Source organism: Streptomyces hiroshimensis, from assembly GCF_014650335.1.
GTDB classification, from domain to species: domain Bacteria; phylum Actinomycetota; class Actinomycetes; order Streptomycetales; family Streptomycetaceae; genus Streptomyces; species Streptomyces hiroshimensis.
The window spans coordinates 1,048,366-1,068,664 of the sequence record NZ_BMUT01000001.1; the positions used below are offsets into that span (position 1 = coordinate 1,048,366).

A 20,299-nucleotide genomic window follows, 5' to 3' on the forward strand; every position below is an offset into this window, starting at 1 on the left:
AGAGAGGGCGGGGGCGGGGACGAGCGTTGCGCTTGTTACGAATTGCTCACGTACCCGGCATAGGGGGCTCACGTACGAGAGGTCCGGCCGGGGCGGCGGCGCCCCGGCCCCGTGGCGTCAGCCGGTGGGGCGGAAGCCGCGCAGCCGCAGGCTGTTGCCGACGACGAAGACCGACGAGAAGGCCATCGCGGCTCCGGCGATCATCGGGTTGAGCAGGCCCGCGGCCGCCAGCGGCAGGGCCGCCACGTTGTAGGCGAAGGCCCAGAAGAGGTTGGCCTTGATGGTGCCGAGCGTCCGCCGGGCGAGGCGGATGGCGTCGGCGGCGGTCCGCAGGTCGCCGCGGACGAGGGTCAGGTCGCCGGCTTCGATGGCGGCGTCGGTGCCGGTGCCCATGGCCAGGCCCAGGTCGGCCTGGGCGAGGGCTGCGGCGTCGTTGACGCCGTCGCCGACCATGGCGACCGAACGGCCCTCGGCCTGCAGCCGCTTGACGACGTCCACCTTGTCCTGGGGCAGGACCTCGGCGATCACCTCGTCGATGCCGGTCTCGGCGGCGACCGCCTCGGCGACGGCCTTGTTGTCGCCGGTGAGCAGGACCGGCGTGAGGCCGAGCGCGCGCAGCCGGCGGACGGCCTCGGCGCTGGTGTCCTTGACCGCGTCGGCCACCTCCAGCACCGCGCGGGCCTCGCCGTCCCAGGCGACGACGACGGCCGTGCGGCCCGCCGCCTCGGCGGCGTCCTTCGCCTCCCGCAGCCCGGCCGGCAGGTGCATCGCCCACTCGGCGAGCAGCTTCTCCCGGCCGACGAGGACGGCGTGGCCCTCGACGACGCCCTGGACGCCGAGGCCCGGGAGGTCGGCGAAGTCCTCCGGCACGGGCAGCGTGCCGACGCGGTCGGCGGCGCCTGCGGCGACGGCCCGGGCGATGGGGTGCTCCGAGGCGTGCTCCAGGGCGCCCGCCAGCCGCAGGGTGTCGGTCTCGCTCACGCCGTCGGCGGTGCGGACGGCGAGCAGGGTCATGCGGCCGGTGGTCACGGTGCCGGTCTTGTCGAGGAGGACGGTGTCGGCCTTGCGGGTGGTCTCCAGGACCTCGGGGCCCTTGATGAGGATGCCGAGCTGGGCGCCGCGCCCGGTGCCGACCATCAGGGCGGTGGGCGTGGCGAGCCCCAGGGCGCACGGGCAGGCGATGATCAGCACGGACACGGCCGCGGTGAACGCGGCGGTCGCACCCGCCCCGCTGGCCAGCCAGAAGCCGAGGGTCGCGAGCGCGAGGACGATCACGACGGGCACGAACACGGCGGAGATCCTGTCGGCGAGGCGCTGGGCCGCGGCCTTGCCGTTCTGCGCGTCCTCCACGAGCTTGGCCATCCGGGCCAGCTGGGTGTCCGCGCCGACGCGCGCGGCCTCGACGACGAGGCGGCCGCCCGCGTTGAGCGTGGCGCCGGTGACCGCGTCGCCCACGCCGACCTCGACGGGGACGGACTCGCCGGTCAGCATCGAGGCGTCCACGGCGGAGCTGCCCTCGACGACGGTGCCGTCGGTGGCGATCTTCTCGCCGGGCCGGACGAGGAAGCGGTCGCCCACGGCCAGGCCGGAGACGGGGATGCGCTCCTCCCGGCCGCCCCGCAGGACCGTGACCTCCTTGGCGCCAAGCTCCATCAGGGCCCGCAGCGCCGCCCCGGCCTTGCGCTTGGAGCGGGCCTCGAAGTAGCGGCCCGCCAGGATGAAGGCGGTGACGCCCGCGGCCGCCTCCAGGTAGATGTTCCCGGCGCCGCCGCCGCGGGTGACGGTCAGCTCGAAGGAGTGCGTCATCCCCGGCATGCCCGCGTCGCCGAGGAACAGCGCCCACACCGACCACAGGAAGGCCGCCGAGGTGCCGACCGAGATCAGGGTGTCCATGGTGGCCGCGCCGTGCCGGGCGTTGGTGAACGCGGCGCGGTGGAAGGGCCAGGCGGCGTACGTGACGACGGGCGCCGTCAGGGTCAGCGACAGCCACTGCCAGTACTCGAACTGCAGGGCGGGCACCATGGCCAGCAGGACGACGGGGACGGCCAGCGTCACGGCCGTGATCAGCCGCTGCCGCAGCGTGAGCAGCTCGTCACCCTCCCCGGCGGGCCGCTCCTCCTGCGCACCGGCGGGCTCCGCCCGGACGGGCGCGGGCGGCTCGGCGGTGTAGCCCGTGGCCACCACCGTCGCGATCAGGTCGTCCACCGAGACGTCCTCGGCGTGGACGACCTTGGCCTTCTCGGTGGCGTAGTTGACGGTGGCCTCGACGCCCTCCATGCGGTTGAGCTTCTTCTCGATCCGGGCGGCGCAGGAGGCGCAGGTCATGCCGCCGATGGCGAGTTCGACCTCGGCTGTGCCGGTGGTACTGCTCGTCGTGGTGCTCATCCGCGCTCCTCGTGCCGTTCCCCTCATACCCCTAGGGGGTATCTCCTACCTCCATGTATACCCCTGGGGTGTATCGAACGCAAGGGGGAGGAACGACTCCGGGCCGTACCCCTGGGGGGTACGGCCCGGAACAGGTGGGGCGGGAGGGGGAGGAGGTCAGGGCTGCAGGCCGCCGAGCCGCCCCTCCAGCAGGACGAGCAGCTCGGCGAGCGTCTCCGCGAGCTCGGTCCGGCGGCCCTCGCCGAGCCCTTCGAGGAGCACGCTCTCGTAGCCCAGCTGGTGCGGGATCAGGCGGTCGATGAGCTCCCGGCCCTCCTCCGTCAGGGACAGGTGGGCCACCCGCCGGTCGCGCTCGTCGGCCCGGCGGGCGACCAGGCCGCGCGCTTCGAGCACCCGCAGCCGCTTGGTGACGGCGGCGCCGGAGGCGAAGGTCTCCCGTGCGATCTGGCCCGGCGTCAGCTCCCGGCCCGTGCGCCGCAGGGTGCCGAGGATGTCGAACTCGGCCCGCGTCAGACCCTCGCGTACCAGCGGGGCGTCCGTGGCCTGCTGGAGCAGTGCCGCGCAGCGGTTGAGCCGGCCGATCACGGCCATCGGCGCGGTGTCGAGTCCGGGGTGGACCTGCTGCCACTGCCGCAGCACGCGCGCGACGATGTCCTCGGTCACGTTGGTGATCCTTTCCAGTCGGTGCTCCGGGTAGATTCTGCCGTCCCGCCGGTGACCGTCCGGAGGGAGCCCTCACATCACCGCCGCGCCGCTGCCGGGTGTATGCCCCCGGACGAGTGAAGCCAGCGCCCGGTGGCCGTCGTGTTCGGCGCGGGTCACCCGATCCCCGGGCACGGTCCGCCGATGCCACTCGCCGGCCGCGGCGTCGGCCGCCTCCCGCAGCTCCACGAGGGCGGCCGCGAGCCGGTCGCGGGCGCGGTCCGCCTCGTGGGCGCAAGGAGCACCGGCCGGTACGGCCAGGGCCGCGGCGTGTGCCTCGGACACCCGGAGCACGGCGGCGTCGACCCGGTCCGCCGCCCGCCGGTTGGTGACCAGCGCACAGGCGAGCAGGCCCGCCGCCGCGCCGACGAGCGTATCGGTCCAGCGGTCGCCGACGAGCTCCCCGGCGGGGCGGCTGCCGCCGAATTCGGTCAGCAGCAGGGCCATCGGGGTGACGCAGACCGTACCCAGCCAGTAGTTGCGGGAGATGAGCGCCTCGGCACCGGCCAGCAGGGCGAGCACGGCCAGGACCATGGCCGCTTCACCGGTGCGGACGACGGGCACCAGCGCGGCGAAGAACGCGACGCCGAGGAGGTTGCCGAGCACCCGCTGCAGCGCGCGCTGCCAGGACGGCGCGCCGCCGGCCTGCACGACCGAGGCGGCGCTGACCACCGCCCAGTACGGGTGGCCGACCCCGCAGGCGAGCGACGCCCAGCCGGCCAGGGCGGAGCCGGTGAGCACGCGCAGGCCCGCGGGGAGGAACAGGGGCAGGGGAGCGGGCCCTGGCGGCACGGCTCCCGGGCCGGGTGCGGCAGGCGCGTCCCCGGGCAGGGTGCGGCCCTTGCGCAGGGCCTGCGCCCAGGCCTGCCAGTGCCCGGCGTGCGGCGTGCTGTGCGTGACGGAGGCCTCGCCGGCATCCGGTGCCACGGCCGCCTCCATGCGGACGAGCGCGTCGTGCACGTGGGCGCGCACCGCCGCAGGCGCACGCAGCAGCGCCTGCCAGGCGGCGTGCCGCGCACGGGCCGTGTCCGCCGGGTTCGCCTTGCCCGCCGTGCTCGCGCCGGCCAGCCGCGCCGCGGCCTCCAGGGCGCGGGCGGCGGCGATGCGCTCGGGGCCGTGCGGGCGGACGAGGGTGGGCACCATGCAGACCAGCCACGCCCAGAGGCCGCAGGCCAGCGTCAGCCCCAGGTGGAGCGGCAGGTCCCCGGCCCGCTGGGGTACGAAGCACGCCGACGCCGTGACGAACGTGAGGATGATGTTGCCCGGCGGGCCGATGCGGGAGGCGTCGCAGGCCGTCTTGTGTGCGGCGGCGAGCACGGCGGCGACCGCCACCAGGGCGGCGGGGGAGGGCGCGAGGACCGCGGCGGCCAGGGCCGCGCCGACGCCCGCGGTCATGCCGAGCACCACCAGGGCGAGGGCGCGGGCGCGCGCGGCGTACGGGCGGTCGTGGCCGAACAGCGCGCACAGGGCTCCGGCGGTGGTGTAGAGCGCGAGATCCAGCCTGTCGGCGGCGAGCAGGGCGGCGTACGGGACCGCCATCGCCACGACACCGCTGAGGGCCGACTTGTACCAGATGTCCGCAGGCCGGCCGATGCGGAGGGCGGCGTACAGGGTCCCGGGCAGGGATCCGGGCAGGGTCCCGGGCAGGGTGGAGCGTTTCGGCAGGCGAGGGCGAGGCATACGGGAAGATTAGCAAGTGTTTTACTAAGAAAATAAATCGAGGGTGCGGGCACGGCAGTCCGCCGGCGTCCCCCAGGCGGACCGCAGCGCCCGCGCCTTGCCCAGCCACAGCGACAGGTCGTACTCCGCGGTGTAGCCGATCGCGCCGTGCAGCTGCAGGGCGGCCCGGGCTGCGGCGTAGGCGGCGTCGGACGCCGCGGCCTTCGCGGCGGCGACCTCCGCCCGGGCGCCCGGCGCCCCCGCCGCCAGGGCCACGGCCGCGCCGTACACGAGCGGCCCGGCGAACTCCAGGCCCACGCGCACGTCCGCCAGCCGGTGCTTGACCGCCTGGAAGGCGCCGACCGGAACACCGAACTGCTTGCGCTGCCGCACGTACCCCACCGTCCGCTCCAGCAGCGCCAGCCCCACGCCCAGCACCTGCGCGGCCGCCGCGAACGCCGCCCAGTCGGCGGCGTGCCGCGCCGCCTCGCGCACCGCGCGCCCCGCGGCCACCGGCTCCGCGCCGCACCGCGGCAGGGCCAGGCGCCGCGCAGGGTCCAGCGAGGGCTGGACGGGGCCGTGGCCGGTGGCCAGGAACAGATCGTCCGGCCCGCCCGCCGCGACGAACACCCCGTCGCACACGTCCGCGTCCAGCGCGTACGGGCTTCCGCCCGGCGCCCCCGGCAGGGCCGCCGTCACCCGGGCCCCGCCGTCGCACACGCGCGGCAGCCAGGCCTCCGCGAGGACCGGCCGGCCCGCCTCGGCCAGCCGCGCCAGCAGCACCGACACGGCGACGGTCTCCACGGCCGGGCCCGGCACCGCGTACCGGCCCAGCTCGGTGAACGCGACCGCCACCTCCACCGGCAGCGGCCCCGCCCCGCCGAACGCCTCCGGCACGGCCAGGCCGAAGACCCCGGCCCGCGCCAGCCGCTCCCACACCGCGAGCCCCGGCCCGTGGTCACCTCGCGCCCAGGCCCGTACGGATGACGGAGTGTCCGCCGCGCCCAGCATCCGGCCGAGGGTCCGGCCGAACTCCAGCTGCTCGTCGTCGAGTGCGAACTTCACAGCGGCTGCTCCTGTAGGGCGAGTACGGGCCTGTGCCCGTGGTCCGGGGCGGCCGGCGGGGCACCGTGCACGCCCCTCATGCCCGCCGCCCCTTCGGAAGTCCCAGCAGACGCTCCGCGACGATGTCCCGCTGGATCTCGTTCGTGCCCGCGTACACCGGCCCCGCCAGCGCGAAGACGTACCCCTCCGCCCAGCCGCCGTGCGCCGGGGCGTCGCCCGCCGGCCCGGCCAGCTCGCCGTACGGGCCGAGCAGGTCGAGCGCCGTCTCGTGCAGCGCCAGGTCGAGCTCCGACCAGAACAGCTTGGTGAGGCTCGGCTCCGCCCCGCGCGGGCCGCCCGCCGCGCACGCGTACCCGTACAGCTGATAGGCGCGCGCCCGCACCACCGCATCGGCGACCCGGTCGCGCAGCGCCGTGTCCCCGGGGTCGGCGGCCGCCCGCCACAGGGCGACCAGCCGGCGCGCGGCGGCGACGTAGCGGCCGGGGCTGCGCAGGGCGAGGCCGCGTTCGCTGCCCGCGGTGCTCATGGCGACGCGCCAGCCGTCGCCGGGCGTGCCGACGACGTCCCGGTCGGGCACGAACACCTCGTCCAGGAAGATCTCCGCGAACGCGGGCCTGCCGTCAAGGCGCCCGATCGGGCGCACCTGCACCCCCTCGGCGTCCAGCGCGAACAACGCGCAGGTCAGGCCCTCGTGGGGGCGGCGGCCGGCGCCCGCGTGGCTGCGGAACAGCCCGAAGGCGCGGTCGGCGAACGCGGCCCGTGACGACCACGTCTTCTGTCCGCTGAGCAGCCAGCCGCCGGCCGTCCGCACCGCGACCGACCGCAGGGACGCGAGGTCCGAACCGGCCTCCGGCTCGGACCACGCCTGAGCCCACACGGTCTCCCCGCTCGCCATCGCCGGCAGGATCCGGGCCCGCTGCTCCTCCGTGCCGTGTCCGAGGAGCGTCGGGGCGAGCAGGCCGATGCCGTTCTGGGAGACCCGGGCGGGCGCGCCCGCCGCCCAGTACTCCTCCTCGAAGACCAGCCACTCCAGGAACGAGCACCCCCGTCCCCCGTACGCGGCCGGCCAGTCGACGGCCGACCACCGCCCCGCGTGCAGCGTCCGTTCCCACGCGCGGTGCTCGGCGAAGCCCTCCTCGGTCTCCAGCGAGGGGAGCGGCGCCCGGGGGACGTGACCGGCGAGCCAGGCGCGGGCCTCCGAGCGGAAGGCCTCCTGCTCAGGGGTGAGGTCGAGGTCCATCAGGCCCCGCCCGCCCCGTCCCTCGCCTTCATCGCGCGCACGTCCATGCCGCCGAGGGGGTCGGCGGAGGTCTCGGCGTTGTGCGCGTGCGCGAGGTGGTGCAGGGCGAACGCCGCGTCGAGACCGCCGTGCAGACCCTGGAGGTCCTCGGCCTGGTTGACCGCGCGCTTGGCCAGGGCGAGGCCCATGCGGGGCATCGCCGCCACGCGCCCGGCGAGTTCGCGGGTGCGGGCGGCGAGCTGCTCGCGCGGCACCACGCGGTTGACCATGCCGAGTTCGCGGGCGCGCCGGGCGCTCATCCGGTCGCCCGTGTAGAGGAGTTCCTTCGCGACGCGCGGCGGCAGGACCCAGGGGTGGGCGAAGTACTCCACGCCCGGGATGCCCATCCGGACCACCGGATCGGCGAAGAAGGCGTCCTCGCTCGCGACGATCAGGTCGCAGACCCACGCCAGCATCAGGCCGCCCGCCACGCATGCGCCCTGCACCGAGGCGATCAGCGGCTTGGGGATCTCGCGCCAGCGGCGGCACATGCCCAGGTACACCTCGGACTCGCGGGCGAACCGGCTCTCGGCACCCGCCTTGTCCGAGTGGTCCCACCACAGGCCCGCCCGGCGCTCGAACGGCAGATGGGCGTCGCGGTCGGGCGTGCCGATGTCGTGGCCGGACGAGAAGTGCTCGCCCGCGCCCGCCAGGACGATCACCTTGACCCCGTCGTCGGCCGACGCCTCGTAGAAGGCCCCGTCCAGTGCGTAGGTCATCGCGGAGTTCTGGGCGTTGCGGTACGCGGGCCGGTTCATGGTGACCGTCGCGACGGGTCCGGTGCGTTCGAGGAGCACCGCAGGGCCAGTGGTCATCGGCGTCGACCATCCTTCCCTAACAAGTGTTTGGTAGGTTAACGTACGGCCATGAGCAGCGTCGAGGAGTCGTCCACCGCTGTCCGGCCCGGCCCGCCGCCCTATCTCCCCGCTCACGACCTGCTGTCCGGCCGCACCGCCGTCATCACCGCCGCGGCCGGCGCCGGGATCGGCGCCGCCACCGCCCGCCGGTTCCTGGAGGAGGGCGCCCGCGTCGTGCTCGGCGACCGGCACGCACGCCGCCTGCGGGTCGCCGTCGCCGACCTGAGCGAGGAGTTCGGCGCCCGCCACATCGCCGGACGGATCTGCGACGTCACCGACGAAGCGCAGGTCGCGGCGCTGTTCGAGCTGGCCGAGGAGCGGCACGGCGGCCTCGACGTCGTCGTCAACAACGCAGGCCTCGGCGGCACCGCCGATCTCGCCGACATGACCGACGAGCAGTGGGACGCCGTCGTCGGCACCACCCTCGGCGGCACCTTCCGCTGCACGCGCGCCGCCCTGCGCCGCATGCGCGCCCGGGGCGCCGGAGGCGTCGTCGTCAACAACGCCTCCGTCGCCGGCTGGCGCGCCCAGCGCGGCCAGGCCCACTACGCGGCGGCCAAGGCCGGCGTCATGGCGCTCACGCGCTGCGCGGCGGTGGAGGCCGCCGCCTACGGCGTGCGCGTCAACGCCGTCGCGCCGAGCCTCGCCCTGCACCCCCACCTGGCGAAGGTCACCACGCCGGAGCTGCTGGAGGAGCTGGCCCGGCGCGAGGCGTTCGGGCGGGCCGCCGAGCCCTGGGAGGTCGCCAACGTCATCGTCTTCCTCGCCAGCGGCTACTCCTCGTACATGACCGGCGAGACGGTCTCCGTCAGCAGCCAGCGCGCGTGACCGAGAATGGCAGCGTGCCGAACAGCAAGAAGACCACCACCGAGCGGCCCGCGCCCGAGCGGCGCGGAGAGCTCCTCGCGACCGCCGCCGAGGTGTTCGCCGCGCAGGGCTACAACGCCACCACCGTGCGGCGGATCGCCGAGGAGGCGGGGCTGCTGGCGGGCAGCCTCTACTACCACTTCGACTCCAAGGAGTCGATGCTGGACGAGATCCTCTCCGCCTTCCTCGACGAGCTGTGGGCCGGCTACGATGCCGTGCTCGCCGCCGGGCTCGGGCCCCGCGAGACCCTGGAGGCCCTGGTCACCGAGTCCTTCCGGGAGATCGACCGGCACCGCCCCGCCGTCGCCATCTACCAGAAGGAGTCGCCGCACCTCGCCGGCCGGCCCCGCTTCGGCTACCTCGCCGAGTCGCAGCGCAGGTTCGAGGAGGCGTGGCTCGGCACGATCGAGCGGGGCGCGGCCGAGGGCGCCTTCCGCGCCGACCTGGACGCCCGCCTCACCTACCGGTTCCTGCGCGACACCGTGTGGGTCGCCGCGTCCTGGTACCGGCCGGGCGGACAGCACGCGCCGGAGGAGATCGCCCGCCAGTATCTGTCGATGGTCCTGGACGGCATCGCCGTGCGGGAGTGACCGGTTGGAGGAGCAGCAGCCATGGCCGAGGCCTATATCGCCGGAGCGGTCCGCACCCCCGTCGGCCGGCGCGGAGGCGGGCTCTCCGCCGTCCATCCCGCCGACCTCGGCGCGCAGGTGCTGCGCGCCCTGATGACACGCACGGGCGTCGACCCGGCCGCCGTCGAGGACGTCGTCCTCGGCTGCCTCGACGCCGTCGGCCCGCAGGCCGGGGACATCGCCCGGACGAGCTGGCTGGCCGCCGGGCTGCCCGAGGAGGTCCCCGGCGTCACCGTCGACCGGCAGTGCGGCTCCGGCCAGCAGGCCGTCCACTTCGCCGCCCAGGCCGTCCTCTCCGGCACCCAGGACCTCGTCGTCGCGGGCGGCGTGCAGAACATGTCGCAGATCCCGATCGCCTACGCCGTCCACCGCGCGGCCGTCCCCCTCGGCCTCACCGAGGGCCCGTTCGCCGGTTCCGAGGGCTGGCGGACGCGCTACGGAGACCGGCCCGTCAGCCAGTTCCACGGGGCCGAGCTCATCGCCCGGCAGTGGGGCATCACGCGCGCCGCCATGGAGGAGTACGCGCTGCTCTCGCACCGAAGGGCCGTACGCGCCGCCGACGAGGGCCGCTTCGACCGCGAACTCGTCCCCTGCGGCGGGCTGACGGCCGACGAAGGACCCCGCCGGGACACCTCCCCGGAGAAGATGGCCGCGCTGAAGCCGGTGGTGGACGGCGGCCGGCTGACGGCGGCCCTCTCCTCCCAGATATCCGACGGGGCGGCGGCCCTGCTGATCGCGAGCGAGCGTGCCGTACGCGACCACGGGCTGACGCCGCGCGCCCGCATCCACCACCTGTCCGTACGCGGCGAGGATCCCATCCGCATGCTGACGGCGCCCATCCCGGCGACCGCCCACGCGCTGAAGAAGGCCGGACTGACGATGGCGGACATCGACCTCGTCGAGATCAACGAGGCCTTCGCCTCCGTCGTCCTGGCCTGGCTGCAGGAGACCGGCGCCGACCCGGAGAAGGTCAACGTCAACGGCGGCGCCATCGCCCTGGGCCATCCCCTGGGCGCGACCGGCGCGAAGCTGATGACCACGCTGCTGCACGAACTCGAGCGCACGGGCGGCCGCTACGGCCTGCAGACGATGTGCGAGGGCGGCGGGCAGGCCAACGTGACGGTCATCGAGCGGTTGTGAGGGCTACGGGACGCATCGAGCGGTCGTGAGGCCTGCGGGGTGGTCGGCTGTGAGTCTTACGGGGCGGCTCCGGGAGCCCCGAGCGCCGCCAGCACCTCCTCCGCCTCCGCCATCACGCGCCCGACCAGATCGGCGCACGTCGGCAGGTCGTCGATGACACCGGCGACCTGCCCCGAGGCCATCACCCCCAGGTCCGTGCGGCCGTCCACCATCGCGGCCCGCAGCAGCACCGGCGTGTTCGCCGCCATCAATACCTGACCCCACGTCAGTTCACGGCCGTGGCGCATCGCCAGGCCGTCGCGCACCATCGCCGCCCAGCCGCTCCCCGACAGCGCCCGGAACGCGGCCGCGTGCCGCAGCGACCGGACCAGCCCGCCGAGGCGCCCCGAGCGCTCCAGCCCCGCGACGAAGGGCGTGCGCAGCATCCGGTGGGGGAGGCCGTCGACCTTCGTCGTGACCGTGACGTCCCGCACCGTCGCCGCGAGGTACACGGCCTTCACCGCGTCCGGCACCGTGCTGTCCGCGGTCAGCAGGAAGCGCGTGCCCATGGCGACCCCCGCCGCACCGAACGCCAGAGCCGCCACCAGCCCGCGCCCGTCGCGGAATCCGCCCGCCGCGACGACCGGGATGCCCACCGCGTCCACCACCTGCGGCAGCAGGACCGACGTCGCGACCTCGCCCGTATGGCCACCGCCCTCCGCGCCCTGCACCACGACCGCGTCCGCACCCCAGGCCGCCACCTTCTCGGCGTGCCGCCGCGCCCCCACGGACGGGACGACGACCACCCCGGCGTCCTTGAGCCGGGCGATCAGCTCGCGGGACGGGGCGAGCGCGAACGACGCGACGCGCACCCCCTCCTCGATCAGGATGTCCACGCGCTCCCGGGCGTCGCCCGCGTCCGCCCGCAGGTTGACCCCGAACGGCTGCCGGGTGCGCGAGCGCACCTTTCTGATCGCGGCCCTCAGCCCGTCGGGCGTCATCGTGGCCGAGCCCAGGATGCCGAGCGCTCCGGCCTCCGCCACGGCCGACACCAGGCGCGGGCCCGCCACCCAGCCCATGCCCGTCTGGACGAGCGGATGCCGGACGCCCACCAGGTCGGTCAGGGCCGTCCTCACCCCCGTACCTCCCGCGCGCGCAGCCCGTCCGGGTCGATGACCTCGCGGATCATCCGCAGCTCCTCGGCGGAGGGCAGCCGGGTGCGCGGCACGTCGCGGGGTACTTCCAGCGGGAATCCGGTGGCCGCCTGCAGCTCGGCCGCCGTCACGCCCGGGTGTAGGGAGCGGACCCGCATCGTACGGTCCGGCGTCTCGAAGTCGAGGACGGCCAGGTCGGTGACCACGCGCGGGATGCGGTGGAAGCGCGTCGCCGACGGCCCCGCGGCCGCCGCCCGGTCGTAGCCGACGCCGCTGACCATGTCGACCTTCTCGACCAGGACGCGCGGCGAGTGCCGGGGGATCCAGTAACTCGTCGGGTTGTTGAGGGTGTTGGCCGGTGCCCCGCGCACGCCGAGCAGCTGCCGGTCGGGCCGGTGCCAGTCGCCGACGCAGGAGATGTTCTGGTTGCCGTGCCGGTCGAGCTGGGCCGCCCCCATCATCACGTGCCGCCGCCCGCCCGTGACCACGGCCAGGTGCCGCCGGAAGGGCAGCCACCCCTCGACCGCCCGGGCCTGCGCGCCCAGCGCCGGCACCTCGGCCATCAGCAGCGCCTCCCCGTCCGTGAGCAGCAGGTCCGGGGAGAAGGTGAGCCGCGCGAGCCGCGCCCCGATCGCCGGGACCACGCCCATCGGGCTGGCCAGGATCTCCCCGTCGCCGCGCCACGCCTCCGCGCACGCCACGACGCACACCTCGGCGCGCCCGGCGCTCATGCCGCGTCCGGTGCTCACGCCGCGCCCTCGGCGAAGCCGTCGACCGCGGCGCGGTAGGCGTCCTCGTCCCCCGACAGGAAGCGGTCGGCGAACTCCCGCCAGGTCCCCGGGTCGGCCGCCGCCGCGGCGTAGGCGGCCTGGAACGCCTCGTCCCGGCCGTAGTCCGGCACGCAGGAGGTGAAGTGCGCCCCGCCCGGCGCCTCGATGACGCCGTTGACGCAGCTCCGCTGCACGAGCAGCGTCTGCGGGCCGCCGCCCTCGGCGAACCCGGCGCTGTCGACCACCCGTTCGCACGAGACGTACGCCTCGCGCGCCGCCTCGCAGAACAGGTCGTCGAAGTACGGGTCCGGGCCCAGGTACTGGGCGTTGCCGCGCGCGTCCGCCCGGTTGAGGTGCACGAGCGCCGCGTCCAGGGTGAGCGCCGGGACGGCGACGAGCTCCTCCCCGTCCTCGTACGGGGACGTCACCGTACGCAGGGAGGGGTTGACGGTCATGACGTCCGAGCCGAGGCCTGCCCGGACGGGCAGGAACGGCAGCCGGTGTGCCGCGGCCGTCAGCCCCCACATGAACATCGCCTCGTCCAGCTCGACGAGTTCGACGTCGCCGCGCTGCCGGGCGGCACGGAAGTGCGGTTCGAGGGGGATCGAGTCGAGCGTCGCGAAGGCCGCGACGAGCTTGCGGACCCGGCCCGCGGCCACCAGCAGGCCGACGTCCGGGCCGCCGTAGGAGACCACGGTCAGGTCGCGGACGTCCGAGCGCAGCAGGGCCCGGACGAGGGCCATCGGCTTGCGCCGGGAGCCCCAGCCGCCGATGCCGACGGTCATCCCGCTCGCCAGGTGCGCCACCGCCTCGTCGGCGGTCATCCTCTTGTCGCCGTTCACGGTTCCTCCCGCCCCTTCCGTCCCTCCCGGTCGCCGCCGGAGCCGAACGCCTCGCGGAGGCGGTCACCGACGCCGCACAGGCCCGCCTCGAAGGTGAAGCCCTGCTCGTAGCGGTAGCTGCGCCGCACGTCCACCGGGTCGATGCCGTTGAGCGCCGCCTTCGCCAGGCGCAGCAGCGAGCCGTCCTTGGCGGCGATCTCCCGGGCCAGCTCCAGGGCCGCCGCGTAGAGCCCCTCGCGCGGCACGACGCGCCAGACGGATCCGTGCCGGTACAGCTCCTGCGCGGTGACCGTGCGCGAGGTGAAGTAGAGCGTGCGCATCAGGTGCTGCGGGACGAGCCGGGCCAGGTGCGTGGCGGCGCCGAGCGCGCCCCGGTCCAGCTCGGGCAGGCCGAACGCGGCGTCCTCGGAGGCGACGACGGCGTCGGCGTTGCCGGCGAGGCCGACGCCCCCGCCCAGGCAGAAGCCGTGCACGGCGGCGACCACCGGCACCTGGCAGTCGTAGACCGCGGAGAAGGCCGCCGCGCAGGCGTGGTTGGCGCCGATCAGGGCATCGTGGCCGGGGGAGTCCCGGATCTCCTTGAGGTCCACGCCGGCGTTGAAGCCGCGCCCGGCGGCGGCCAGCACGACACAGCGGACCGCGGGGTCGGCACCGGCCGCGCCGACCGCTCCCGCCAGGTCGTACCAGCCCTGCACGGGCAGGGCGTTGACGGGCGGGAAGTCCACGGTGACGACGGCGACGGCCGGTTCGGGGCGTGAGGTGGAGACACTCATCGGAGGATCCGCTACCTTTCCACCAAACGTTTGTTAGGTGCGCTGGCTCATGAAGGTAGCAGCGGACGACCCGCCGCGGGAGGTGGCGCGATGCCGGGCGGTGGTGCGGAGGCGGGGCGCGGCGGCACGCAGCGGGCGCCGGGCGGAACGGGGGCGATGCCGGGCGGTACGGGGCCGCGCACCGTCGTCGTCACCGGCGGCACGCGCGGCGTGGGGGCGGGGATCGCCCGGGCCTTCCTGCGCACCGGCGCCCGCGTCGTCGTCTGCGCCCGCCGCCCGCCCGACAGGCCCGTCACGGCGGACGGGCGCACCGCCCGCCACCTGCCCGTGGACCTGCGCGACCCGGCCGCCGTCACCGCCCTCTTCGACCGGGTGGCGCAGGAGTACGGGCGCCTGGACGTCCTCGTGAACAACGCGGGCGGCACGCCCTTCCGGCTGCTGGAGACGGCCGGCGCGGAACGCCACGCGCACGTCATCGGCCTCAACCTCGTCGCACCGCTGACCGCGTCGCTCGCCGCGTACCCCCTGCTGCGCGAACGGCCGGACGGCGGCTGCATCCTGATGGTCGGCAGCGTGAGCGGCACCCGCCCCTCGCCGGGCACCGCCGCCTACGGCGCCGCCAAGGCCGGCCTGCACAGCCTCGCGCGCACCATGGCCGTCGAATGGGCCCCCGCCGTACGCGTCAACACCCTCGTCCTCGGCATGGTGCGCACCGAGTCCGCGCACCTGCACTACGGGGACGCCGACGGCCTCGCCGCCGTCGCCCGCACCGTGCCCGCGGGACGGCTCGCCGAGCCCGACGAGGTCGGCGCCGCCGCCGTCTTCCTCGCCTCCGCCGACGCCGCCCACATCACCGGCGCCGAGCTGCTCGTCCACGGCGGCGGCGAGCGGCCCGCCTTCCTCGCCGCCGCCACCGTCAACCACGAGGAGCCCCCGACATGAGCGGAATCTGCGCCGGACGCGTCGCCGCCGTCACCGGCGCCGGCCGCGGCCTCGGCCGGGCACACGCCCTCGGGCTCGCGGCCGAAGGCGCGCGGGTCGTCGTGAACGAGCTGGAGGGCGATTCGGCAGGTGAGGCACGGCGGGTGGTCGAGGAGATCCGCGAACGGGGCGCCGAAGCCGTCGTGCACCACGGCGACGTCTCCACGGACGAGGGCGCGGCCTCCCTCGTCGCCACCGCCCTCGACGCCTACGGCCGGCTCGACACGCTCGTCAACAACGCCGGCATCCTGCGCGACCGGATGCTCGTCAACCTCGGCGAGGACGACTGGGACGCCGTCGTCGCCGTCCACCTCAAGGGCCACTTCCTGCCGCTGCGGCACGCCGCCGCGCACTGGCGGGCCGAGCACAAGGCCGGACGCACGCCGCAGGCGCGCATCGTCAACACCACGTCGGGGGCCGGGCTGCTCGGCAGCGTCGGGCAGGCCAACTACGCCGCCGCGAAAGCCGGCATCGTCGCCCTGACCCTCGTCGCCGCCGCCGAACTGGCACGCTACGGCGTCCAGGCCAACGCCGTCGCCCCCGCCGCCCGCACCCGGATGACGGAGCGGACCTTCGCCGAGGCGATGGCCGCGCCGGAGCACGGCTTCGACGCCATGGCCCCCGCCAACGTCTCCCCGCTCGTGGTCTGGCTCGCCTCGGCGCACTCGGCCGGGGTCACGGGCCAGGTCTTCGCCGCGGAGGGAGGCCGCATCACGGTCATGGAGGGCTGGCACCCGGGCCCCGTCACGGACAAGGGCGACCGCTGGACCCCGAAGGAGGCGGGGGAGGCGGTCCGGGGGCTGCTGGCGGGGGCGCGGGTGCCGGGGGCGGTGTACGGGGCGGGGGGTTCGGGGGCCTGATCCGTGCGTTCCTTCCCCGAGGTGCGGGGCGGGGCGTTACCCGGCCTCTGCCGGTGAGCCCGGCGGGGGTGGAGCGGTCGGCTACGACACCACGTCCTTGCCCCGGAAGTGGCGGAACGCCAGGGCGAACAGCACCAGCGCGTACGCCACCGACACCGCCGTCCCCTTGATCATCCCGCCCCACTCCAGCCGCGGCTGCAACGCGTCCGCCCACGCGAACTGCCAGTGCGCCGGCAGGAAGTCCCGCCAGTGGCCCAGCGCCGTCACGGCGTCCAGGACGTTCCCGACGATCGTCAGGCCCACCGCACCGCCCACCGCGCCCAGCGGCGCATCCGTGACCGTCGACAGCCAGAACGCCAGCCCCGCCGTCACCAGCTGTCCCACGAAGACGAACGCCACGACGATCGCGAGCCGCCCCACGGCGGTCGTGCCCGGCAGCGACCCGCCCGTCGGGATCTGCAGCGGCCCCCAGCCGTACGCGGCCGTGCCCGCCGCCAGCGCCACCACCGGCAGCAGCACCATCGCCGCCGCGCTGAACGCCAGCGCCACCGTCAGCTTGCTGACCAGCAGCCGGGTCCGCGGCACGGGTGCCGCGAGCAGGTAGCGCAGCGACGACCAGCCGGCCTCGGACGCCACCGTGTCACCGCAGAACAGCGCGACCGGCACCACCAGAAGGAAGCCCGCCGAGACGAACAGGCACGTCGCCGTGAAGTTCACCCCGGACGCCGTGGCGGTGTCGATGAGCGTGACCCGCCCGTTCCGCCCGCTCGGCTGCCCCCCGATCGCGAACGCCGCGATCAGCACGAACGGCAGGACCGCGAGCACCGCCCCGACCACCAGTGTCCGGCGCCGCCGCAGCTGCCGCATCGCCTCGACGCGCAGCGGCAGCGTGTGCCGCGCCCGGTAGCCGGGAGCGGACTCGGCCGCCTTTTCCACGTGCCCCACTGCGCTCACGACGGGCCTCCGATCAGGGTCAGGAACGCGTCCTCCAGGCGGCGGTGCGGACCCACGCGCGCCACCGGGACCTCCAGCCGGACCAGCTCGGCCAGCAGCTGCGGCGCGCTCGCGCCGTCGAGCCGGACCAGCAGGCCTTCCTCGGCCCGTACCGCCGAGGCGACCCCCGGCAGCGCGGCCACCTTGTCCGCCGTCACCTCCGACACCTCGCCCTCGACGCCGACCAGCAGCGTGTCGCCCGAGCCGACGATGTCGCCGACCGGGCCGGCGGTCACCAGCCGGCCCCGGTCCATGACCACCAGGTGGGTGCAGCTCTGCTCGACCTCGGAGAGGAGGTGGCTGGAGACGATGACGGTACGGCCGGCCGCCGCGTAACGGATCATCACCTCCCGCATCTCCCGGATCTGCGGCGGGTCCAGCCCGTTCGTCGGCTCGTCCAGGATCAGCAGGTCCGGCAGCCCCAGCATGGCCTGGGCGATGGCGAGCCGCTGCCGCATGCCCTGTGAGTACGTCCGTACGGCGCGCTCCAGCGCCGAGCCCAGCCCCGCGATCTCCAGGGCCTCCTCGATGTGCGCGTCCTCGGCCGGCCGGCCCGTCGCCTGCCAGTACAGGTCGAGGTTGGCCCGGCCGGACAGGTGCGGCAGGAAGCCCGCACCCTCCACGAACGCCCCGACCCGCGACAGCACCGGCGCACCGGGCCGCACCGCGTGCCCGAAGACCCGCACCTCGCCCTCGTCGGGACGGATGAGGCCCATGAGCATCCGCAGCGTCGTGGTCTTGCCCGCGCCGTTCGGCCCCAGGAGCCCCAGCACCTGCCCGCGTTCGACCCGGAATGACAGCTCCCGCACGGCGTACCGGTCCGCGGACTTGGCGTACCGCTTGCTCAGGCCGGTGATCTGCAGGGGCACGTCCGCCAGCGCCGGATCCGGGACCGGCGCGGCCGTGCGCCGCCGCCCGGTCAGCAGCACGGCGGCCGCGACGACCGCACCGCCCAGCGGCAGGCCCCACGTCCACCAGGGCAGCGCGGCCGAGGCCGTGCGCACGTCCGGCGCGGTCGGCACGCTCAGCCCGCCCTCCAGGGAGACGGTGTACGTGGCGGGCGCGGCCGGCGAGGCGTAGCCGAGGTCGGTCGAGGCGAGCACGAGCCGCATCCGGTGGCCCGACTCGAAGGTGTGGTCGATGGCAGGGAGCCTCAGCTCCACCGTCCGCCCGGCCTTGGCGTCCTCGATGCGCACCGGCGCGACGAGCTGCGCGGGCAGCAGCTGCTGCCCGTTGGGGCCGACGTCGTACACCTTGGCGAACAGCACGGCCTCGCCCGTGTCGGAGGCGACCTTCACCTTCACCGACGGGGAACCCGTCACCCGCACGCCCTCGCCGAGGCGCGCCGACTCGAACCGGGCGTGCTGCCCGGGGAAGTCGAGCGAGACCCCCAGCCCGACGCCGGACAGCTGCGACACCGCGCCCCCGACCCCGGGCACGGCGGAGATCGCCGGGGGAGCCGCCCCCGGCGGGTTGGCGAAGGACTGCCTCCGCCCGGACAGCTCGACCGTCCGCGGGTCGTGGCGCAGACCCGGGTAGCCGTCCGCGCTCGCACCGCGCAGCTGCGCCTTGCCGTCGGTGGTGTCGATGCCGCCCGTCCTGCTGACCCGGAAGGCGGGTCCTGTGGACGTGCTGTCGTCGCCCTTGAGGTAGCGGTCGAACCACGCGCGCGTGCGCGTCGCCGTCCGGTCGGCCTCACCGAAGCCGGAGTCGTGGCCCCCGGCGATCCAGTCGACCGCCACGGGTGCGCCGTTGCGGCCGATCGCCGCGGCCGCCGCGTCGGACTGGTCCAGCGGGAAGAGCGAGTCGGTCTGGCCCTGGACGAGCAGCGCGGGCACCTTGATACGGCCCGCGACCGCGGCGGGGCTGCGGCGCTCCAGCAGCTCCCGCGCCTGCGCATCGGGCTTGCCGGCCACGGCCACCCGCTCGTACATCTCGCACAGCGCCTTCTCGAACCGCCCGCAGCCGAGCGCCGCGGAGGGGGCGGCCGGTGCGCTGCGCGGGGCGGCGCCCGCTTTGCCCGCGGCAGGACCCGGCGCCGCGGTGGAGCCGGAGGTGAAGAAGATCCCCGCCCAGAGTTTCTTGAACACCCCGTCCGGGAAGAGGGCGTCGGCGAGGTTCCAGTAAGTGACCTGCGGGGCGATGGCGTCGACGCGCTTGTCGTGACCGGCCGCCAGCAGCGCGACCGCGCCGCCGTACGAGCCGCCGGCGATCCCCACCCGCGGGTCCTTGTCCCCGTCGAGTTCGACCTCGGGGCGCGTGGCGAGCCAGTCGATCAGGCGGCTGACGTCGGCGACCTCACGGTCCGGGTCGTTCAGCCCGATCCGCCCCGTGGAGTTCCCGAAGCCGCGGGCGGACCACGTGAGCACCGCGTAGCCGGAGCGCGCCAGGTCCTCGGCCTGGCCGCGCAGGTCGTCCTTGCTGCCGCCGAAGCCGTGCGCGAGCAGGACGGCCGGCCTGCGGCCCTCCCCGCCCGCGGTGAAGAACGAGGTGTCGATCCGTACCGAACCGCCCGCGCCCGGCGCCTCCGGCACCGTCATGAAGCGGTCCTCGCGGTGCACGGGCGGATCGCCACCGGTCGCGGAGGCCACGGCCCAGGTGCCGCCGCCGGCGAGCACGACGGCCGCGGCGGCGGTGGCGACGAGCCGTCGCCCGCGCAGGCGGGGAAAACGCAGCTTCATGTCCGCATGCTAAGCGGAGACCTCATCCGGCTGGGCTGCGGGCCGGATTCACCGCTCGGCCCCGGGCCCGCGGCCGCGCCGGAGTCACTCCCCGGACGCCTCCGCCGCCTCAGCCTCCGCCGTCTCCTCCGCCATGGTGGCCAGCTTGGTGATCGTGTTCCAGTTGCGCCCGGTGCCCGCCGTGCCCAGGCGCCGCTCCGTCAGCACCTTCGCCAGCTTCGCGTCCCGGATCCCCTCCGCGTAGTACACGTACAGCTCGCGCCCGGCCAGGACGAACTCCTCCGGTGCGTACGCCTCCGGGTCCAGGTCCGCGACGGCCGCCGGGTCGGCGGGCGCGGTCAGGAAGGTCACCACGAACCGCGCGGGGTCGACGTCCCGCCCGGCGAACGGATTGCCGTCGACGACGCGGCGCAGTTCACCCGCGTCCCGCACCATGCAGGTCACGGGGAAGCCCAGCTCCCGCTCGATCGCCTGCTCCAGCCCGCGGGCCAGTTCCTCCGCGCCCGCGCTCGGGTGGGTGAACACGGCGTTGCCGCTGTTGAGGTGCGTACGGACCGAGCCGCAGCCCAGCCCCGCGAGGAGCTCCCGCAAGGTCTGCATGGGAACACGCTTCTTGCCGCCCACATTGATACCGCGCAGCAGCGCCACATACGTTGTCACACCCTCACCGTAGTGTGGACGCA

General features: G+C 75.3%; 18 protein-coding genes. 5 read left to right on the forward strand and 13 right to left on the reverse strand.

Going from position 1 to position 20,299, the window contains the following annotated elements; translation table 11 throughout:
* Positions 1-117 precede the first annotated feature (117 nt).
* From IE241_RS04250 to IE241_RS04275, 6 genes are all read right to left on the reverse strand, one after another.
* Entirely contained in the window at positions 118-2,385 is a 2,268-nt protein-coding gene (locus IE241_RS04250) for a heavy metal translocating P-type ATPase (RefSeq protein ID WP_190020184.1), read from the reverse strand.
* A 156-nt stretch (positions 2,386-2,541) separates the two neighbouring features.
* Complete coding sequence (locus tag IE241_RS04255) at positions 2,542-3,048, reverse strand: MarR family winged helix-turn-helix transcriptional regulator (RefSeq protein ID WP_190020185.1); 507 nt, start codon at positions 3,046-3,048, stop codon at positions 2,542-2,544.
* A gap of 72 nt (positions 3,049-3,120) precedes the next feature.
* Positions 3,121-4,767 (reverse strand): FUSC family protein, encoded by a 1,647-nt coding sequence (locus IE241_RS04260; protein WP_190020186.1) that lies wholly within the window; start codon positions 4,765-4,767, stop codon positions 3,121-3,123.
* Between the two features lie 24 nt (positions 4,768-4,791).
* Positions 4,792-5,811, reverse strand: a complete 1,020-nt coding sequence (locus tag IE241_RS04265) for an acyl-CoA dehydrogenase family protein (protein WP_190020187.1) — start codon at positions 5,809-5,811, stop codon at positions 4,792-4,794.
* Between the two features lie 76 nt (positions 5,812-5,887).
* A complete protein-coding gene (locus IE241_RS04270; protein WP_190020188.1) occupies positions 5,888-7,051 on the reverse strand; it encodes an acyl-CoA dehydrogenase family protein in 1,164 nt (387 codons plus the stop codon).
* Positions 7,051-7,905 (reverse strand): enoyl-CoA hydratase, encoded by an 855-nt coding sequence (locus IE241_RS04275; RefSeq protein ID WP_190020189.1) that lies wholly within the window; start codon positions 7,903-7,905, stop codon positions 7,051-7,053. The genes IE241_RS04270 and IE241_RS04275 overlap by 1 nt, the downstream gene beginning before the upstream one ends.
* A gap of 51 nt (positions 7,906-7,956) precedes the next feature.
* Here IE241_RS04275 and IE241_RS04280 point away from each other — a divergent pair, with 51 nt between their 5' ends.
* The 3 genes from IE241_RS04280 to IE241_RS04290 are packed head-to-tail and all read left to right on the forward strand — an operon-like array spanning position 7,957 to position 10,583.
* Positions 7,957-8,775, forward strand: a complete 819-nt coding sequence (locus IE241_RS04280; RefSeq protein ID WP_190020190.1) for an SDR family oxidoreductase — start codon at positions 7,957-7,959, stop codon at positions 8,773-8,775.
* Between the two features lie 14 nt (positions 8,776-8,789).
* Positions 8,790-9,404 (forward strand): TetR/AcrR family transcriptional regulator, encoded by a 615-nt coding sequence (locus IE241_RS04285; RefSeq protein ID WP_190020191.1) that lies wholly within the window; start codon positions 8,790-8,792, stop codon positions 9,402-9,404.
* Positions 9,405-9,425: 21 nt separating this feature from the next.
* Positions 9,426-10,583 carry an acetyl-CoA C-acetyltransferase gene (locus tag IE241_RS04290; protein ID WP_190020192.1) on the forward strand — a complete coding sequence of 386 codons (1,158 nt, stop codon included), beginning with the start codon at positions 9,426-9,428 and terminating at the stop codon, positions 10,581-10,583.
* A 56-nt stretch (positions 10,584-10,639) separates the two neighbouring features.
* Here the strand turns inward: IE241_RS04290 and IE241_RS04295 are convergent, their stop codons facing one another.
* The 4 genes from IE241_RS04295 to IE241_RS04310 are packed head-to-tail and all read right to left on the reverse strand — an operon-like array spanning position 10,640 to position 14,101.
* Positions 10,640-11,698 carry an NAD(P)H-dependent flavin oxidoreductase gene (locus tag IE241_RS04295; RefSeq protein ID WP_190020193.1) on the reverse strand — a complete coding sequence of 353 codons (1,059 nt, stop codon included), beginning with the start codon at positions 11,696-11,698 and terminating at the stop codon, positions 10,640-10,642.
* Complete coding sequence (locus tag IE241_RS04300) at positions 11,695-12,447, reverse strand: CoA-transferase subunit beta (protein WP_190020452.1); 753 nt, start codon at positions 12,445-12,447, stop codon at positions 11,695-11,697. The genes IE241_RS04295 and IE241_RS04300 overlap by 4 nt, the downstream gene beginning before the upstream one ends.
* Before the next feature lie 14 nt (positions 12,448-12,461).
* Positions 12,462-13,310 carry a CoA transferase subunit A gene (locus tag IE241_RS04305; protein WP_190020453.1) on the reverse strand — a complete coding sequence of 283 codons (849 nt, stop codon included), beginning with the start codon at positions 13,308-13,310 and terminating at the stop codon, positions 12,462-12,464.
* A gap of 14 nt (positions 13,311-13,324) precedes the next feature.
* Positions 13,325-14,101, reverse strand: a complete 777-nt coding sequence (locus IE241_RS04310; protein WP_190020194.1) for an enoyl-CoA hydratase family protein — start codon at positions 14,099-14,101, stop codon at positions 13,325-13,327.
* A gap of 156 nt (positions 14,102-14,257) precedes the next feature.
* Between IE241_RS04310 and IE241_RS04315 the strand changes: the two genes are divergently transcribed.
* Together IE241_RS04315 and IE241_RS04320 are read left to right on the forward strand one after the other, a co-directional pair.
* Positions 14,258-15,043 carry an SDR family oxidoreductase gene (locus tag IE241_RS04315; RefSeq protein WP_190020454.1) on the forward strand — a complete coding sequence of 262 codons (786 nt, stop codon included), beginning with the start codon at positions 14,258-14,260 and terminating at the stop codon, positions 15,041-15,043.
* Complete coding sequence (locus tag IE241_RS04320; RefSeq protein WP_190020195.1) at positions 15,040-15,942, forward strand: SDR family oxidoreductase; 903 nt, start codon at positions 15,040-15,042, stop codon at positions 15,940-15,942. Before IE241_RS04315 ends, IE241_RS04320 begins: the two co-directional genes overlap by 4 nt.
* Before the next feature lie 81 nt (positions 15,943-16,023).
* Here the strand turns inward: IE241_RS04320 and IE241_RS04325 are convergent, their stop codons facing one another.
* The 3 genes from IE241_RS04325 to IE241_RS04335 form a co-directional block, all read right to left on the reverse strand.
* Positions 16,024-16,887, reverse strand: coding sequence for an ABC transporter permease (locus IE241_RS04325; protein ID WP_373300581.1), 864 nt, complete (start codon positions 16,885-16,887; stop codon positions 16,024-16,026).
* 5 nt (positions 16,888-16,892) lie between these two features.
* Complete coding sequence (locus IE241_RS04330) at positions 16,893-19,616, reverse strand: alpha/beta fold hydrolase (RefSeq protein ID WP_190020196.1); 2,724 nt, start codon at positions 19,614-19,616, stop codon at positions 16,893-16,895.
* A gap of 84 nt (positions 19,617-19,700) precedes the next feature.
* Complete coding sequence (locus IE241_RS04335) at positions 19,701-20,276, reverse strand: DUF1697 domain-containing protein (protein WP_190020197.1); 576 nt, start codon at positions 20,274-20,276, stop codon at positions 19,701-19,703.
* Positions 20,277-20,299: the final 23 nt, after the last annotated feature.

Excerpts from the sequence above, each read along its gene's own strand:
- IE241_RS04250 (WP_190020184.1), bottom strand. The coding sequence starts at position 2,385 with ATGAGCACCACGACGAGCAGTACCACCGGCACAGCCGAGGTCGAACTC.
- IE241_RS04260 (WP_190020186.1), bottom strand. The coding sequence starts at position 4,767 with ATGCCTCGCCCTCGCCTGCCGAAACGCTCCACCCTGCCCGGGACCCTG.
- IE241_RS04270 (WP_190020188.1), bottom strand. The coding sequence starts at position 7,051 with ATGGACCTCGACCTCACCCCTGAGCAGGAGGCCTTCCGCTCGGAGGCC.
- IE241_RS04275 (WP_190020189.1), bottom strand. The coding sequence starts at position 7,905 with ATGACCACTGGCCCTGCGGTGCTCCTCGAACGCACCGGACCCGTCGCG.
- IE241_RS04280 (WP_190020190.1), top strand. The coding sequence starts at position 7,957 with ATGAGCAGCGTCGAGGAGTCGTCCACCGCTGTCCGGCCCGGCCCGCCG.
- IE241_RS04290 (WP_190020192.1), top strand. The coding sequence starts at position 9,426 with ATGGCCGAGGCCTATATCGCCGGAGCGGTCCGCACCCCCGTCGGCCGG.
- IE241_RS04300 (WP_190020452.1), bottom strand. The coding sequence starts at position 12,447 with ATGAGCGCCGGGCGCGCCGAGGTGTGCGTCGTGGCGTGCGCGGAGGCG.
- IE241_RS04305 (WP_190020453.1), bottom strand. The coding sequence starts at position 13,310 with ATGACCGCCGACGAGGCGGTGGCGCACCTGGCGAGCGGGATGACCGTC.
- IE241_RS04310 (WP_190020194.1), bottom strand. The coding sequence starts at position 14,101 with ATGAGTGTCTCCACCTCACGCCCCGAACCGGCCGTCGCCGTCGTCACC.
- IE241_RS04315 (WP_190020454.1), top strand. The coding sequence starts at position 14,258 with ATGCCGGGCGGTACGGGGCCGCGCACCGTCGTCGTCACCGGCGGCACG.
- IE241_RS04320 (WP_190020195.1), top strand. The coding sequence starts at position 15,040 with ATGAGCGGAATCTGCGCCGGACGCGTCGCCGCCGTCACCGGCGCCGGC.
- IE241_RS04330 (WP_190020196.1), bottom strand. The coding sequence starts at position 19,616 with ATGAAGCTGCGTTTTCCCCGCCTGCGCGGGCGACGGCTCGTCGCCACC.